Here is a 16333-nt window from a genome sequence, read left to right on the forward strand (position 1 = left end):
CATCGCTCCAGGTTTGCTGCTCGCCCTGTGCATAGCAAGCGTTGCCTTCCTGCTGCATTTGCTTCCTGGTTTGAATATATAAAGCGATATAGTTCGCTGGGATCGGGTTCGGGACTGCTTTCGGCAAATTGTACGGCTTCATCAATGGTCTGCTGAATTTTGCGATCGATCGCTTTGAGTTCTTCCTGCTGGGCGAGGTTTTGCTCGACTAAATAAGCTGCTAATCTCGTAATTGGATCGCGAGCAAACCAAAACTCTTTTTCTGTCTTGGTACGCAGCTCGTCAGGATCGGCGAGAGAGTGACCTCGAAAACGGTAAGTAAGGGCTTCAATCAGAGTGGGTCCTTCCCCAGCACGGGCGCGGGCTACAGCTTCTCTAGCTACGGCGTGGACTGCTAGCACGTCCATTCCGTCTACTTCTACTCCCTCCATGCCAAACACGCTGGCTTTTTTATAAATTTCTGGCTGGGAAGTTGCCCGTTCGTGCGCCATCCCGATCGCCCACTTATTATTTTCGACGACAAATAAAATCGGTAATTTCCACAAAGCCGCCATATTTAGCGTTTCGTAGAACTGACCGTTGTTGCAGGCTCCATCGCCAAAAAAGCAAGCCGTCACCTGGTCGGCGGTTGCATCTCCTAGCGCTTCGCGACGATATTTAGACTGAAATGCTGCACCAGCGGCGACGGGAATACCTTCAGCGACAAAAGCATAGCCACCAAGTAAGCGATGCTCGGCAGAAAACATATGCATCGAACCGCCACGCCCTTTACTACAGCCTGTAGCTTTACCGAATAACTCTGCTAACACTTCTTTAGCAGGGACTCCCGCACTTAGAGCATGGACGTGATCGCGGTAAGTACTGCAAACATAATCTTCTCCTGGTCGCATTGCTTGGATTACGCCAGAAGAGACGGCTTCTTGACCGTTATATAGGTGAACGAAGCCAAACATCTTACCGCGATAATACATTTCGGCGCATTTATCTTCAAACATGCGCCCCAAAACCATATCCTCGTAAAGCACTAGCCCTTGTTCTCTGGTGATTTGGGCTGTAGCAGCGTGAAAAACGGGTAAAGTCCGCTCCTGAACCATTACTATGTAATACCTTTGCGATCGCTAATATGAAATTATTTTTTAAGATAACCTGTTATCAGTTATCAGTGATTAGTGACTGGTGGCTGGTGACTAGACAGAAGAATTTAGCACTAGCCACTAGCCACTAGCCACTAGCCACTAGCCACTAGCCACTAGCCACTAGCCACTAGCCACTAGCCACTAGCCACTCCTCTATTAAGTAAAATTTCAGTTCGCAACGACTCAACGATCCATGCTTCAAGCTGGTAGATAAAATAACTTTGAGGTTAAAATCCACAAGTTATCATATAGGCACGTTTTGCCAAGCTATGGAAAAACGCTGTCGCTTGACATCTCGATATAAATAAACTATTTATTTTCTCACGGTGCAGGGGAGCTTAACTGTGCGCGTTCCATTAGATTACTATCGCATTTTGGGACTACCACCCAATTTTTTTCAGCCGATGAGTGCGGAACAGTTGCAACAAGCTTACCGCGATCGCACCGCGCAACTGCCGCAACGCGAGTATTCTTTGACAGCAATCGAGATTCGCAATCAACTCATCTCTCTTGCCTATCGAGTCCTGTCCGATCCCCAACAGCGACAGCGCTATGATGCTGAATATCGTGCCTCTGCCGATGAATTAGCAAACAGTGGGGTGATGAATGGTGCTGCGGATGCCGTTGATGAAGAGGCGAACGCGCCATCTCAGAGTTTCGAGCGTAATTTTGAACTTGAACCTGAAACCGATCGCCTCAGTATTGAAATTGCCGACGAGCTGCTGATTGGAGCGCTGATAATTCTGCAAGATGCGGGAGAATGCGAACTAGTATTGAACTTAGGTCAGTCTTTCCTCAGCAATAGCGATCTCGAAGCAGATAGCGACGCTCAAAGCGATCGCCCTGATATTGTTCTAGCTGTGGCTCTTGCCTATCTACAACAAGGACGAGAGCAATGGCAGAACGACCGGTATGAAAATGCAGCTGTTTCTCTCCAAGCAGGGTATAGCTTGTTAGAACGAGAAGGGCTATTTCCCAATACTGCGGCAGAAATTGCTGCCGACCTAGAGAAACTGCGCCCCTATCGCATTCTAGAATTGGTATCGCAACCCGAATCTCACATTGCCGAAAGGCAGCGAGGGTTGCATCTGTTACAGGACATTTTGCGCGATCGTCAAGGGATTGAAGGTACTGGCAATGATGGTTCGGGTCTGAGTATTGAGGATTTTCTCGGCTTTATTCAACAACTACGAGACTACCTCACAGCCGCAGAACAGCAAAGCCTATTTGAGGCAGAAAGCCAGCGTCCTTCAGCAGTAGCAACGTATTTAGCTGTCTACGCCTCCATTGCCAGGGGGTTTGCGGCACGAATGCCCGCATTGATTCACCAAGCCAAGATCCTGTTGCTGCGGTTGGGAAAACGCCAAGATTTATATCTAGAACAAGCAATCTGCTCTCTGCTGCTGGGTCAAACAGTCGAAGCAACTGAAGCCCTTCAACACAGTCAAGAAGAAGAACCTCTAGCCGTTATCCGCAAAAATTCTCAAGGTGCGCCCGATCTTCTGCCTGGATTGTGTCTGTATAGCGAAACGTGGTTACAAACAGAAGTCTTTCCTCACTTTCGCGATTTGGCGACTCGAACCGCTTCGCTCAAAGACTATTTTGCCGATCCTGGCGTGCAGGAATACTTAGAAGCTTTACCTAGCCAACCAGACTATGCGATCGCAGAATACCAGTTTGTCGCTCCAGCAGACCGCGCTACGGACGGAAACGGGCGGGAGACAGCCAGAAATGGTCAACGACAGGCGATCGCAGCTAGTGCCGCAACTAGCAGGGGAGCAGGGGAGCTAGAGGTCAGAGGAGATGACAACTCCTCTCAAGGAACTGTGGCTGTGTTGTCCAATCCAGAGCCAGTGACGGCAAGCTCAAGTGCTACGAAGACAACTTCTGGGGTGGAAAAAGCTACACCACCTCGCCAGCGCCGCAATTCAAAAAATCGTCCGCCACGGCGAGGAAGCTATGATAATGGCAAGGAGCGCACCACTGGTGCGCTCGGCTTTGGTTCTCTCAAGATTGGTCGTTTGGCAATACTGTTAGGTGGCGGGGCTCTCGGTTTAGCTGTCTTGTGGTTTCTCGCCAGTCAAATCTTCGCCTTATTCCACAGAACCGCAACTCCACCCATAGCCCAACAGCCACCTGTCATCTCAGAACAACTAGTCGTAGAGTTGAACCAACCGCCTGTAGCAATTCCTCGACCGCAGCCAAAGCCAGCAGTACCAAAACCGTTAAATCGGGATACAGCAGCTCCAGTGATTCAAGCTTGGCTAGCGGCAAAAGCCGCCGCTTTTGGCTCGGAACACACAACAGATAAATTAAAGCAAATTCTGGTCGAGCCAGCTTTATCTCAGTGGCAAAAGCGCGTTCAAGACGATTTGCTCAATCGCCGCGTCCGGCGCTACAAGCACAGCCTTCAGGTCAATGGCGTGAAAAATGACCCAAAAAACAGCGATCGCGCCCAGGTAGATGCGACAGTTGTAGAAGTAGCCCAAGTTTACGAAAGAAACCGCCTGAACCGAGCTGCTTCTTATAATGAAAAGCTGCGCGTGCAGTACAACTTAGTGCGCCAAAATGGTAATTGGCGAATTCAGACTATGAAGGTGCTGAAATAGCAGTTTTAGCGATTAGCAATTGGCAATTAGCGATTAGGATTGTAACTTGTGGGGTTAGGGTTTAGCTTCACTCCTGTGTTTACACTCGCACGTCGCTCAAACAGCTAACGGCTCACAGCTAATAGCTAATAGCTCAATATGACAGAAACTTTATTTCATGCTTACCTGCCCCTGATTGCGTGGACTAGTTTGGGGCTAATAATGCTTCGCCTAGTACCGGAGACTTTACCTCATTGGTTGGGTCGCGGTCTTTACTGGGTGGGAATTCCTTTGGAAATTCTGGCTTTGGCGCGTCAAACCAATTTTTCAGAGCCAGCGGGATTGGCTCCAGGGATTACTTTAGCAGCGATTGGCACTGGGGTGGCGATCGCTTATTTATGTTTAGTGGGCTTGCAGCAGTTTGCCGCGCGATCGACCAATGCCAATATCTCAGGCTTTTTAGCTCAGCCGTGGGACAAGCCATCTTACCAAGGCAGTTTTATCCTAGCTGCGGCGCTAGGAAATACGGGTTTTGTAGGATTGAGTATCGTCCCTACCTTTATCGATCCAGAGTACTTGAGCTGGATCGTATTTTTCAGCATCACTCATAACATAGTTGGTGCTTACGGGTTTGGAGTACTCATTGCTAGTTATTTCGGTCGTTCCGAACAATCCCATCACTGGTGGATTCATCTTCGAGATGTTTTAACCGTACCGATTCTTTGGGCTTTTGCGATCGGTTATTTTACTCAAGATGTGGCACTCCCACCTGTAATTGAGTCAGGCTTGCAGGGATCGATTGATGTTGTTATCGCCTGCGCTTTTCTACTAATTGGGATGCGGTTGTCTCAACTACCTGGATGGAAAAGCTTTCAACAAGGGATAATTCCGGCTGTATTGCGAGTCATCGTTATCCCCGGATTGGTGGGTGTAGCAACTACTTTTGTATTGGGGTTATCGGGCGATCGCCGTTTGGCAATGGTGTTGATGTCTGGCGTTCCAACTGCTTTTGCCGGACTGATTTTTGCTGAAGAGTACGAACTCGACCGGACGACGATCGCCAGCAGTATTATTCTTTCTACTATTCTCTATCTTCTCGTCCTGCCTTTGTGGTTGTACGTCTTTGGGAATTAGGGATTCGATCCAATACTTCTCGGTTAGCACTGCAAAGATCTTGAAGATCCCCCAACCCCCTTAAAAAGGGGCAAAAATCCCCCCCTTTTTAAGGGGGGTTAGGGGGGATCTTGTCTTAACCAGGAAGTATTGGGACTCGATCGCGTATGTGACGTTTGTAGGGCGCACGGCTGTGCGCCCCTACTCATAAAAATCTTTATGGCTGTCTGCCCGATTACATGAAGGCGATCGCCATGTAATGTCATTAAAATTTGACATAACTGAAGGAGTACGCGATCGCTTTCAATATTATGTCATGGATTCATGACATAACGATCCCCAAAAACCGATACCTGCGTGGGATCGATGGAAATCGGTCTTTTAACAACGATCTTGCTAAGAGTTTTTTTGCTACAAATAGTAAACAAAGCGATCTCCGCGATCCCAAAAAAATACTGTCTGCCGCAAGGCAAAGATGGCGATCGGGGAAAAGGGAGAAGAGAGCTTCTCTTTCACTAATTCTGAATTCCGAATTCCGAATTCCGAATTCGTACTTCATATCGGAGGTCAAATCTATGGCGAAAGAACGCCCACCTCTAGACGACATGACACTGCGGCAGTTGCGTCGGGTTGCTAGTGAATATAGCATCTCCCGCTACAGTCGAATGCGTAAGTCGCAACTATTGGCAGCAATACAACAAGCCGAGCGTACTAAACTCTCTAGCACTCAACCGCGTAATCTGGAGGCACAAGAAACAGTGGAAGCAGCTAAATTTGAACTGGGACAAGAAGACCGGACTGGTGGTTCCTTAGCTGACGTGGATGAGGGTTTGGCGGATTTACCTGGAGGCTACGGCGAAAGCCGAATTGTGCTGATGCCCCGCGATCCGCAATGGTCGTATACGTACTGGGATATTCCCAACGACCACAAAGAAGAACTGCGTCGCCAAGGCGGACAACAGTTGGCGTTGCGCCTCTACGACGTGACAGATATTAATATCGAATTTCAAAGCCCCCACAGCATTCAAGAATACCCTTGCGACGAACTAGCGCGGGAATGGTATTTACCGATCCCAGTAAGCGATCGCGATTACGCAGTAGATATCGGTTATCGTTGCGTTGACGGTCGTTTTCTAGTTCTAGCTCGTTCTGCTACCGTCCACGTTCCCCCCGTCTATCCTAGCGACTGGATTGAAGACCACTTCGTTACCGTCAGCATGGAAGAAGATCTGCACGGTAAGACTGTATTTGAACTGGTTCCCCCTGCTAAGCGTATGTCAATGGCAGCTGGTGGTGCAGCCGCTACTGGCAATCCAATCTACGATGAAATTTTCGGCATGGCTCAAGGTGCAGAAGCGCAGCGAGTTGCGGGTTCTCTGTTCGGTTCCATGCAGCAAGTTCCAGAACAAGCGATCAGTTCTTATGTCTTCCCCTCTGGCGTAGGAATGTGGGCAGTACCTACCGTATCTGGTTTAACCATGTCTGGCGTAGGTATGTCCGGCGTAGGCTTCTCCGCTTCTGCCGTTCCCATGCGTCCGCGTCAGTTCTGGTTAGTTGCCGATGCTGAGTTAATTGTCTACGGGGCAACCGAACCAGATGCAACAGTAACTATCGGTGGTCGTCCGATTAAACTCAATCCAGATGGGACATTCCGCTTCCAGATGTCATTCCAAGATGGGTTAATTGACTACCCAATTATGGCTGTTGCAGCTGATGGCGAACAAACTCGTTCGATTCACATGAAGTTCAACCGCGAAACCCCTTCGCGCAATACCAATACTAAGGAAGAAGCCGTCCTCGAATGGTTGCCCTAGTTTAGATCCCCCCAACCCCCCTTAAAAAGGGGGGCAACAAGATCCGCAAAATTAATAATCAACCCGTTTGCAAAAACCCCGATCGCGATCGGGGTTTTTGTATGTCAAAATCATGCGTAAATGTAGGGGCGGGTTCACCAAACATCTCTACTTGTCCATTACAATCTCAATAAACCCGCCCTCTTCTATGCGCGATCGCAATTAAATTTTATCGGCATCAGGTAAATTGAGCCGCAATCTCGTCAGTTTTAGCTGCCATAATAAAGTCGTTTTTGTGCAAACCAGAAATGGCATGAGTCCACCAACTGACTTTGACTTTACCCCATTCGGTTAGCAATGCGGGGTGATGTCCTTCCGCTTCAGCAATTTCACCCACGCGATTCGTAAAATTCAAAGCAGTTTGAAAATCAGGAAATTTATAAGTCCGGGTTAAATGTGGTATCCCTTCTACTTCCACAATCTGCCAATCGGGAATTTGCGGTTTGAGTTGTGCCTCTTCCTCTGGGGTGACTCGTGGTGCATCCTTGTTGCAAGCAGTACATTTTTGTTTCGTGAGAGTTTCCATAGCACTATCTACGTTGGTATCTCTAGTTTAATTTTATCGAGTGGGAGTAGATATGTAGACTGAAACCCATTACCCATTACCCATTACCTTGCTTCCGCTCTTTCAATTTCAACAAAATTTCAGCATGAATCTCACGAGTGATGGGATAGAAATACGCTAAAACTAAACCGCCAATCAGGAAAATTACAGGTAGAACGCTAGCAGCAAGACGAATGGCAAATAATGCTGATTCTGGTTGTGTTGGTAGTTCTTGTCCCGCCGCAGCTTCCCTAAACCCAGATGCTTGCAAGGCATTTCCAACTAAAAATAAACCGAAAGCTAATCCGAATTTTTGCAACAACACCATAAAACCGTAAAAAATTCCTTCGCGGCGCTGTCCGGTATTCAACTCATCTAATTCAATTACATCCGGCATCATCGACCAGGGAATTAGATAAGCTGTAGATACTCCCATGCCTGTTATGACTGCTAAAGCAAACATTAAACCCAATTGTCCAGGTTGGATGAAAAATAATCCGATCGCTGCCAATATCCATAAAATTGTTCCCATAAAATAAACAGTTTTTTTGCCAATTCTTTTACTTAGATGGCTCCACAGTATTAACATGAAAATTGCAGTTCCTTGTACAGCAATGAGAACTGTAGGAACTTGTGCTTCTCTTAGTTGCAAGCAGTTGACAACAAAGTAAGGAATAATACTAGCTGTAACTTGTACAGCTAACCAAGAAAAAAGGTAAATTCCAATAACGTATAAGAACGGTTTGTTGGTAAAAACAATTTTGAATTGTTCTTTAATTGGTAGAGCTGGCGGTTCTTCAACTGCCGTGCGTCTGGCTTCAAATGCCAAAATGCGATCGCGCGTGCCGTAAACGCACCAGTAAAGTGATAAAGTGGCAACTACCGCGCAAATAGCTGCTAAAATAAAGAATTGTTGCTGGCGATCGCTAATTGTCGAAAAGACAATTTGTGCCAAAATTAGCGAAAAAATACTGCCACCAATGGAAAAAATAAAGCGAAAACTATTCAGACTTGTCCGCTCGTCGTAATCTTGAGTTAGTTCTGGAGTCATTGCCGTATAAGGCAAATTGACCACAGTATAAAAAACTTGAGACACTACCCCAATGACGACGTAATACCAAAACAAGCTACACATTTGGCTGGTAGGCTCGGTACTAAAGCGCGGTACAATCCACTGTAAAAAGAAAAAAATCCCAAAGGGAATGGCTCCATAAAATAACCAAGGTAAACGCCGACCCCAACGGCGAGATTTAGTTTTATCGGTCAGCACTCCTACAATTGGGTCATTAACTGCATCCCAGATTTTGCCAATCAGCAAAATGCTGCCAGCTAACCCGGCGGGAATGCCAGCTACATTTGTAAAAAAAACCAGCAGAAAAAATCCACCAATCCCAGCAGCAATTGCTGGTCCCAAATCCCCTGCACCATAGGCAAGTTTGGTTTTTAAGTCTAACTTGTCACTGAAAGATGTTGCTTCAGAATCACCATTAGGGGAGGAATTATGCATAAACAAGATGGTAAAAGTTTAGAATAAATGACTCTGCCATCTAGTATTAGCGCTAAATTGTACCCCTTATGTCAGATCTTTATGTTTCTTGGTCGGACTACCACCGCACAATTGAGAAGTTGGCAGTCCAGGTTTATCAGTCGCAGTGGCACTTCAATCAAATTGTCTGTCTCGCACGGGGAGGTTTGCGGGTAGGCGACATTCTTTCCCGCATTTACGAACAACCGCTAGCAATTTTAGCAACTTCATCTTATGTGGGTGCAGGTAAGCAAGAAAGAGGTAGTCTAGTTGTCTCCCGTTACTTAACCATGACAACAGATAAATTAGGTTCTCGCATCCTCTTGGTTGACGATTTGGTAGACTCTGGCGTGACGCTACAGCAGACTGTTCCCTGGTTGCAAGAGCAATTTGGTACGGAAGTTGAAGAAATTCGCACTGCTGTTTTGTGGTACAAAGGCTGTTCTGCGTTTGTCCCAGATTATTATGTCGATTACTTACCCGATAGTCCCTGGATTCACCAACCGTTTGAGCCTTATGAAAAGATGAATATTGCAGAATTAGCTGCATTGCATCAGGAAGCGGGAGTCTCGTAGGGGCGCACAGCTGTGCGCCCGTACAGTTATCTCGCACGGCTTGCATCTACATGGGAACGCAATATGAAGATCCGCTCTTTTGAACTGGCTGATGAGTCCGCTGTTATTGCTTTATGGCAGCGATGCGGCTTGACTCGTCCGTGGAACGATCCCAAAAAAGACATTTACCGTAAGCTTTGCGTTCAACCTCATCTATTCCTTGTGGGTATCGAACAAGAACTAATCGCAACTGTGATGGCAGGATATGAAGGACACCGAGGCTGGATTAATTACCTTGCCGTTGCGCCTGAATATCAAAGGCAAGGATTCGGACAAGCAATGATGGTAGAGGCAGAACGGCTATTGCGTGAAGCGGGTTGTCCCAAAATTAGTTTGCAGATCAGGTCTACAAATATTACAGTAATCGAATTTTATCAACATTTAGGTTATGCGATAGATGATGTTGTAAGTTTAGGCAAGCGATTAGAATATGACGATCGCTAGTCGCAACTTTTAGCAGAATTAATTATGATGTGGTTTAAGACTCGTGGAACTCGGAAATATTATCCATTTCTTAACTATGAACCTTGGTTGGATACTTCTTTATTAGAGATTCGGCAAAAATTCGATTTATTACCCTTTATTAACAGATGTAGAGACGTTACATGTAACGTCTCTACACGATTAAGAATTTGGAGGACAGGAACAAAGAGAATATTGTAATTGCTTGCGGGAAGATAGTTGGCGAAATCGCCAGATAAATGCAATAGATGCGATCGCCAGTCCAATTGACTGTCCGATCCACAACCCTACACCACCCAAACCAAATTGGAAACCTAGTAGATAACCACTGGTCAAACCAGCTCCCCAATAAGCTAAAAAGCCTAGTAACATGGGGACGCGAGTATCTTGCAGTCCTTGCAGTACGCCATTGGCAGTTCTTTGCACTCCATCGACAATTTCTCCTAAAGCTGCTACGAACAGCATAGGGACAGCAATTGATAAAACGTTTGCATTTGCTGGGTCGCGAAGATCGATAAATAATCCTATTATTTGTTGAGGAAAAATTAACACCGCGATCGCCATGAGTGTCATCGAGCTAGCACCTAAAACCATACTGACGTATCCGGCTCGTTTAGCTGCTTTTAAGTTTTGCTGTCCCAGCCATTGACCGACTCGCACTGTTGTCGCGTATGACATTCCCAAGGGAATCATATAAAAAACCACCGTAGTTTGTAAAACGATTTGGTGTGCTGCCAAAATCTCAGTTCCTAACATCCCCATCAGGAACGTGACAATATTAAACAGCCCATATTCTATAGCTGTCGCTATCCCAATCGGCGCGCCCAGCCACAGGAGTTCCCAAATAATGCGCGGTTTAATTTGATGTAATGCCTGAAAAATACCGTAAATTCTTAGTTGCTTGTGCCAGAGTATGTAGACGGCTAAAGACAAAAATCTACCCCAAAAACTGAGAGCGCTTGTCAATGCCAAACCCACCAGTCCCAGGTGCGGAAAACCAAACATACCCAAACCTAAGAGATAATTACCTGCGATATCAAACAGCGTCCAAGCGATCGCAATAACCATAACCGGACGTGCTTGCGATACGCCAGCTACTAAACTTCTGAGTACGGTAAACCCCAAAGCTGGAAATATTCCCCAAAGTGCAACATCTAAATATTCATTGGCTAAAGCAGCAGTTCTAGAAGTTTGTCCGAGCTGAAGCATCAGCGCGTCCAAACGTCCGACAATCGGCATCAGAGCAATTGCCAGAACCACCGATATCCATAACCCCTGGCGCGTTATCTGCGTGACTCGCGATTTATCTCCTGCACCATACGCTGCTGCTACAAGCGGGCTAACTCCTACCACCATGCTAGTTGCGGTATTTAACAGCGTCATAAACGTGATGGAGGCTAATCCGCCTGCTGCGAGAGTTTCTTGTCCCAACCTACCCATGACGACCGTATCGGCAAAACCCGTGACAGATTGGGCAAGTTGGGCGCTGACTAGAGGAATAGCAAGTTTGAGAAACTCCTTAATTTCAGTCTGAATGTTGAAGCGAAGGGTATGAGAAGACATGACAAAATATCTAGGACTGTATAGTAGGGAGCAGGGAGCAGACGAAAAAGTTGTAGAATCAAAGTTTGTCAAATTAATTTTGAGTAGGATCGGGCATAAAAAGAATTGAGCCAATCGTGAATATAATGCTGGCTGAAAAATGCAAAACAGCAGATAAAGTGACACCTTTAGAAACTTCTAATATGGCATCAAATACAAACATTAACGAGCCAATTAGAAATAACCAACCAGCAACTGAGGCGCGATCGCGCTGGTTGAGAATATTGGCGATCGCAATACTTTTGATCGACTTTACTAAATCGATTGCTTGACAATTATCCCCGTTTGCATACTTTTTTAGCAGCATCTCAATCTCCTATCATTTAAATAAAATTCGGTTAGTTAATTTTGGCGTTACAGTATGTAACTTTACCGTTACAATTACAGAATAAGGAAACTCAAAGCTTCGATCTATTTGAATCTTGCGCGACTATCAAAATCTTGCGGTCAGTTTTGTAGAAGGCTAAAGCACAGATGGCGAAAGCATTACACACTCCAACACGCGATCCCAAATTACCGATCGCATCGAGTCAAAATTTAGGTTGGGAATCAATTATTGTTGAAGAATTTCAGCAACCCCCTGGAGGAATAGAGCATTTCGCCTTGCCAGAACACGCGATCGCCGTATGTCTGGCGACGAAACCCAATCGCCTGCATCAAATTATGGGCGATCGCCGTTATGTAGGACTCTATACTAAAGGCGATATTTCCATCACCCCCGCTCATCTCCCTTCTTCATATCGCTCGGAAGGCGAGGATTGCTACTTACACATCCAAATCCCGCCCCAGTTCTTACAACAGGTAGCAAAAGAAGCGATCGAAATCGATCCTAATCGCCTCGAAATTATACCGGAATTTCGGGTACGCAACCCGCAAATCGAGCAGATAGCGATGATGTTGCGATCGGCATTGCATCAAAACGATGCTTGGGTGAATCGCCTCTATATCGAATCTCTAGCAAACCTGCTAACAGTGCATTTACTTCGCGACTATGCCACAACTCAACCACGTGTAGCACTTTATGAGGGAGGATTAGGCGATCGTAGGCTATTACAAGTTTCAGAATATATCAACGCTCATCTAGATCGAGATATTAAACTAGCAGATTTAGCTCAAATACTTAGTATGAGTCAGTTTCATTTCAGCCGCCTATTCAAGCAATCTCTGGGAATTTCTCCTCATCAATACTTACTTCAGCAGAGAATAGAACGAGCAAAACAATTGTTGAAACAAACAAACCTATCAGTAGTCGAAATCGCTCTACAATCCGGCTTTAACAGCCACAGCCATTTAAGCAAACAATTTCGTCAACTCACAGGCATAACACCCAAAGCTTACCGAGCTGGATGAACAAAGTCAAAAGTCAAAAGTTAAAAGTCAAAACTAGCGTCTTTCTTTGCGCCTTTGCGCCTTTGCGCGACATACAAAATAAAACTTTTGCAATAGCCCGGTTCTAACGAACACCAAACAACCACAACCACAGTGGCAAAGTCAACAACAGACTTGCAGAACCGAGTGCTAAAGCCGTCACAGCCAAATCGCGATCGAGATCGTAAGCTTCCGCAATTACGAGAGTAGCAAAAGCGGGAGGCATAGCCATTTGTAAAACGATCGCTAGTTGAGGCGCGCCTGTAAAACCACATAGAGTTAAGACACTACCTACAACTAAAGGAACGATCAGCATTTTAATTGTTAAACTAACTGCGGCTTTGGGTAGATTGTGCCAAGACTTGAGATGTTGCAAGCGCATCCCGATGAGAACCAACGATAAAGCAACCACACTCCAACCCAAGCTGGATAAAACTGATTCTGCGACAGCAGGTAAGGCAACTTGACGAAATAACAAGCCAAACCCCATACTCCACAAAGCAGGATTGATTAATATTGCCTGGATGAGTGAAGTGCGATCGCTAACTCCCTTCCCAAATCGCGCCGCTAGCACTACACCTAAACCATAAGATCCCAAAGTCGATCCCAACAAATCGTAAAACAGCGTCCAGCCAAAATACTGCGTTCCCACCACCGCCAAAGCCACGGGAAACCCAATATAACCCGTGTTGCCTACCATAGCAGCTAGCAGAAAACTACCTTGGGTAGGTAATGGGTAGTTGGTAATTGGTAGTTGTTGGTTGTTGATTGTTGCTTCCCTATTCCCCTGCTCTTGTTTTTTGACTTTTAACTTTTGACTTTTGACTTTTAGCTTAATCCACCCCCACGCTAAACCTGCTCCGAGTAAAATAGCTGTCCAAGCGCATATCGGCGCAATCCAAATAGCACCTGACAAGTCGGCTTGGCGCAAGAAGGCAACAATACTAATCGGGACTCCAATCCAAAACAGAAATTGTCCCAAAGTATGGGGAGAGAGTTGAGGTATTCTGCTGCTGGCGCAAAAGCCTAACGAAACCAACCCAATTAATTGGGCGTATAGTATCAAAAGCTGCATTACGAAAAGAAAATTATTCTTCTGAAAGAATTAGTGGGGAATGGGGAATAATGGACTAGTGCAGTTTAACGAATTGACACTTAGCCGTTAATCAGTCTTAAGTTTACAATTGGCAATTGTAAACTTGACGTTGGCGGGGCGAACTGTAAGGAGTGAGTTGTGGATAACGCTGACTTGTCGAGAAAGCGACAAAAACATTCAAATTCTGCAAATCGTCGATCGCCCGATGATATTCCAGAGGCTTTGCGGGATGCAACCCCTTCTAATTCTGTCACTTCATCAAATCGTGCTTCCAGTGGCAAGCCGATTTACTTCATTGGTGGTTTGCTGGCTGTAGGCGCGATCGCGGTAGGGACTGGTTTATGGTACTTTAATGCTCCGTCACCAAATACAGTCACTCAGCCTACACCTACTGTTTCTCCTAGTCCGACTGTTTCTACTACCCCTGCAACACCACAAACACCAGTAGCAGTCAATCCTTCTCCCGCTCGCTCGGACAACCTTTTAGGACATTTACCTTATCAGGAAGCCCCCGAAACAGAACTCGTGCCAATTCTACCAGGAAGTGCCATGAGGTTGCGTCAAGCTGCTGCCGAGGAGTTTCAGGCGATGGTACGGGCAGCTAGGGCTTCAGGGATAAGTTTAGTACCAATTTCCGGTTTTCGTTCTACCCAAGATCAGCAGCACATCTATTTTGGTATTCAAGCAGAACGGGGACAATCTGTAACCAAACGTGCCGAAGTCAGCGCCCCTCCAGGCTACAGCGAGCATCATACAGGTTACGCCGTAGATATTGGTGATGGAAATACCCCAGCAACAAATTTAAATACTAATTTTGAGAAGACGAAAGCCTTTAGATGGTTAGAGGCAAATGCAGCGCGATTTCACTTTGAAATGTCTTTTCCTAAGAATAACTCGCAGGGGGTAAGTTACGAACCTTGGCACTGGAGATTTGTGGGCGATCGCGATAGTTTAGAAACATTTTATAAAGCCAAAAATCTCGATCGCAACACACCTTAATTGTTTTTGCGTTGTTGTATGAGTTTGGCGATCGTCTCATCTAAAGGTGTAGTATCTGAGGAGAATGAACGGCTAGCACGGGTTCCGTTGCTAGTTTATCCATGTAAGCATAGAATGCTTCGCGATCGTCTCGATGTTCTAATAGATAAGCTCGTAACTCTGCTCTAGTTATTGTTTGAAAATCGGGTTTCATTAAAGAAATCTCCTTATGCCATTACGGTCAATTACAATTTCAGTTTCTTCACCTGCCAAGATGAATATTTCAGTTGTGCGATCGTCAAAGCAAACAAAAAAAATTGGTAGGAATAATGATGTCAATCTTTAACAGGTGATAACACAACTCAGGGCTTGTTCTGCTGTGGTAATAGAAAGACTTCCTTATGGAATATCAATATTTTAGCTCTTGGTGTGCTTTTTAAAAAGCAATAGAAATTTCCGTATAATAACAAGGTAGTGACGTGCTTTGTCTCCTTAGCTTGGGAATACTAGGTTTGGACAATCCGACAAAGTATATATTCTTAAGGAGATGAAAGTATGATATCCAGCTCCATCGGGGAATCAAATTTAGTCAATAAAGTATTACTTGGAATTATTGTATTTCTGTTAATTACTGTATTGTGGTTGAATTTTAGACTTGGAAACCAAGTGAATAATTTAGATACCACAGTCGATCCTGGCTCACTTATAGTTCGTCAAATTAGAGACGTAAGTGAGTTAACCACAGCTATGTTTGAAATGGACGCTGTAGTGCCTGTGAGTGAGAAGGGGTTCTTGAATACAGAGAGTAAATTACTTTATATTGCTCACGGTAATGTTAGAGTTGGTGTCGATCTCAGAGAGTTTCAATCGGATAGCGTGCAGGCTGAAGGAGACGAAATTACTGTGACTTTACCTCCATTAAAAGTTCTTGACAGCAAGCTCGATTTGGAACACTCCAGCGTTTATTCTTACGATCGAGGTTTTCTTGGATGGGGTCCCGACGTAGTTAATTTACAGGCACAGGCGCAGCGTGAAGCTATTAGAAAAGTTGAAGAAGCTGCTTGTCAAAATTGGTTAATAAAAACTGCTAGCGACCGCGTTCAACAAACTGTTGAGCATTTGCTAAGCCAAATTCTCAAATATAGAGGTTATAGAGAAATCATTGTACAAACTCAACTTCCCCCTGAAGGTTCATGTGTTAAATCGCATGTCTAGCAATTCAAATGCAGCAGAGGTTTGTGAGTGAAACATAAGCACGTAGGTGGGCAATGCCTACCCTACAATTTAGTAAAATCCAAAGCGGTATAAGAAGCTATAGCAGTTCTAAATGATTTGTAAAGCAGGCTTCTAGCCTGCTCCACGTTCATGAATCAAATAGTGGGACTTTAAAACTTTCTAAGCCCAAAGATAGCCTGACTTGGCTTTGTGAGCGGCAAATACGTTGATGTGGGTCA

At 45.4% G+C, this 16333-nt stretch carries 16 protein-coding genes; 8 read left to right on the forward strand and 8 right to left on the reverse strand.

Annotated elements, in window-relative coordinates:
• Positions 1–1094, reverse strand: a 1094-nt coding sequence (gene pdhA / locus DSM107010_RS32875; RefSeq protein ID WP_127025001.1) for a pyruvate dehydrogenase (acetyl-transferring) E1 component subunit alpha, incomplete at its 3' end; no start/stop codon positions are given.
• A 386-nt stretch (positions 1095–1480) separates the two neighbouring features.
• Here pdhA and DSM107010_RS32880 point away from each other — a divergent pair.
• The 3 genes from DSM107010_RS32880 (at position 1481) to DSM107010_RS32890 (ending at position 6651) form a co-directional block, all read left to right on the forward strand.
• The gene (locus DSM107010_RS32880; RefSeq protein WP_015153410.1) at positions 1481–3745 is read left to right on the forward strand and encodes an IMS domain-containing protein; all 2265 of its coding nucleotides are present in this window, start codon (positions 1481–1483) and stop codon (positions 3743–3745) included.
• Between the two features lie 138 nt (positions 3746–3883).
• Positions 3884–4858 carry an AEC family transporter gene (locus DSM107010_RS32885; protein ID WP_015153411.1) on the forward strand — a complete coding sequence of 325 codons (975 nt, stop codon included), beginning with the start codon at positions 3884–3886 and terminating at the stop codon, positions 4856–4858.
• Between the two features lie 554 nt (positions 4859–5412).
• Positions 5413–6651 carry a DUF4912 domain-containing protein gene (locus DSM107010_RS32890; RefSeq protein WP_106167209.1) on the forward strand — a complete coding sequence of 413 codons (1239 nt, stop codon included), beginning with the start codon at positions 5413–5415 and terminating at the stop codon, positions 6649–6651.
• A 217-nt stretch (positions 6652–6868) separates the two neighbouring features.
• Here the strand turns inward: DSM107010_RS32890 and DSM107010_RS32895 are convergent, their stop codons facing one another.
• Both DSM107010_RS32895 and DSM107010_RS32900 read right to left on the reverse strand, forming a co-directional pair.
• Entirely contained in the window at positions 6869–7216 is a 348-nt protein-coding gene (locus DSM107010_RS32895; RefSeq protein ID WP_015153413.1) for a 4a-hydroxytetrahydrobiopterin dehydratase, read from the reverse strand.
• Between the two features lie 76 nt (positions 7217–7292).
• Positions 7293–8741 carry an MFS transporter gene (locus tag DSM107010_RS32900; protein ID WP_106167208.1) on the reverse strand — a complete coding sequence of 483 codons (1449 nt, stop codon included), beginning with the start codon at positions 8739–8741 and terminating at the stop codon, positions 7293–7295.
• 68 nt (positions 8742–8809) lie between these two features.
• On the opposite strand from DSM107010_RS32900, the gene DSM107010_RS32905 reads away from it, so the two are divergent.
• Together DSM107010_RS32905 and DSM107010_RS32910 are read left to right on the forward strand one after the other, a co-directional pair.
• Positions 8810–9334, forward strand: coding sequence for a phosphoribosyltransferase (locus DSM107010_RS32905; protein ID WP_106167207.1), 525 nt, complete (start codon positions 8810–8812; stop codon positions 9332–9334).
• Positions 9335–9397: 63 nt separating this feature from the next.
• Positions 9398–9817: a GNAT family acetyltransferase gene (locus tag DSM107010_RS32910; RefSeq protein WP_106167206.1), complete on the forward strand. Its 420-nt coding sequence runs from the start codon at positions 9398–9400 to the stop codon at positions 9815–9817.
• Positions 9818–9997: 180 nt separating this feature from the next.
• Here the strand turns inward: DSM107010_RS32910 and DSM107010_RS32915 are convergent, their stop codons facing one another.
• Together DSM107010_RS32915 and DSM107010_RS32920 are read right to left on the reverse strand one after the other, a co-directional pair.
• Positions 9998–11398 carry an MATE family efflux transporter gene (locus DSM107010_RS32915; RefSeq protein ID WP_106167205.1) on the reverse strand — a complete coding sequence of 467 codons (1401 nt, stop codon included), beginning with the start codon at positions 11396–11398 and terminating at the stop codon, positions 9998–10000.
• A 73-nt stretch (positions 11399–11471) separates the two neighbouring features.
• On the reverse strand, positions 11472–11744 hold the full coding sequence (locus DSM107010_RS32920; protein ID WP_106167204.1) for a hypothetical protein: 273 nt from the start codon (positions 11742–11744) through the stop codon (positions 11472–11474).
• A gap of 167 nt (positions 11745–11911) precedes the next feature.
• Between DSM107010_RS32920 and DSM107010_RS32925 the strand changes: the two genes are divergently transcribed.
• On the forward strand, positions 11912–12787 hold the full coding sequence (locus DSM107010_RS32925; RefSeq protein WP_106167203.1) for a helix-turn-helix domain-containing protein: 876 nt from the start codon (positions 11912–11914) through the stop codon (positions 12785–12787).
• A 103-nt stretch (positions 12788–12890) separates the two neighbouring features.
• On the opposite strand, the gene DSM107010_RS32930 is transcribed toward DSM107010_RS32925, so the two are convergent.
• Complete coding sequence (locus tag DSM107010_RS32930; RefSeq protein WP_106167202.1) at positions 12891–13880, reverse strand: AEC family transporter; 990 nt, start codon at positions 13878–13880, stop codon at positions 12891–12893.
• 159 nt (positions 13881–14039) lie between these two features.
• On the opposite strand from DSM107010_RS32930, the gene DSM107010_RS32935 reads away from it, so the two are divergent.
• Positions 14040–14900, forward strand: coding sequence for a D-alanyl-D-alanine carboxypeptidase family protein (locus DSM107010_RS32935; protein ID WP_106167201.1), 861 nt, complete (start codon positions 14040–14042; stop codon positions 14898–14900).
• Positions 14901–14940: 40 nt separating this feature from the next.
• Here the strand turns inward: DSM107010_RS32935 and DSM107010_RS40520 are convergent, their stop codons facing one another.
• Entirely contained in the window at positions 14941–15093 is a 153-nt protein-coding gene (locus DSM107010_RS40520) for a DUF6887 family protein (RefSeq protein WP_181246335.1), read from the reverse strand.
• Positions 15093–15218: a DUF6888 family protein gene (locus DSM107010_RS43355; RefSeq protein WP_373425465.1), complete on the reverse strand. Its 126-nt coding sequence runs from the start codon at positions 15216–15218 to the stop codon at positions 15093–15095. Before DSM107010_RS43355 ends, DSM107010_RS40520 begins: the two co-directional genes overlap by 1 nt.
• Positions 15219–15434: 216 nt before the next feature.
• Here DSM107010_RS43355 and DSM107010_RS32940 point away from each other — a divergent pair, with 216 nt between their 5' ends.
• Positions 15435–16094: a DUF4230 domain-containing protein gene (locus DSM107010_RS32940; RefSeq protein ID WP_106167200.1), complete on the forward strand. Its 660-nt coding sequence runs from the start codon at positions 15435–15437 to the stop codon at positions 16092–16094.
• The last annotated feature ends 239 nt before the right edge of the window (positions 16095–16333 follow it).

The organism is Chroococcidiopsis cubana SAG 39.79 (genome assembly GCF_003991895.1).
Lineage (GTDB): Bacteria > Cyanobacteriota > Cyanobacteriia > Cyanobacteriales > Chroococcidiopsidaceae > Chroococcidiopsis > Chroococcidiopsis thermalis.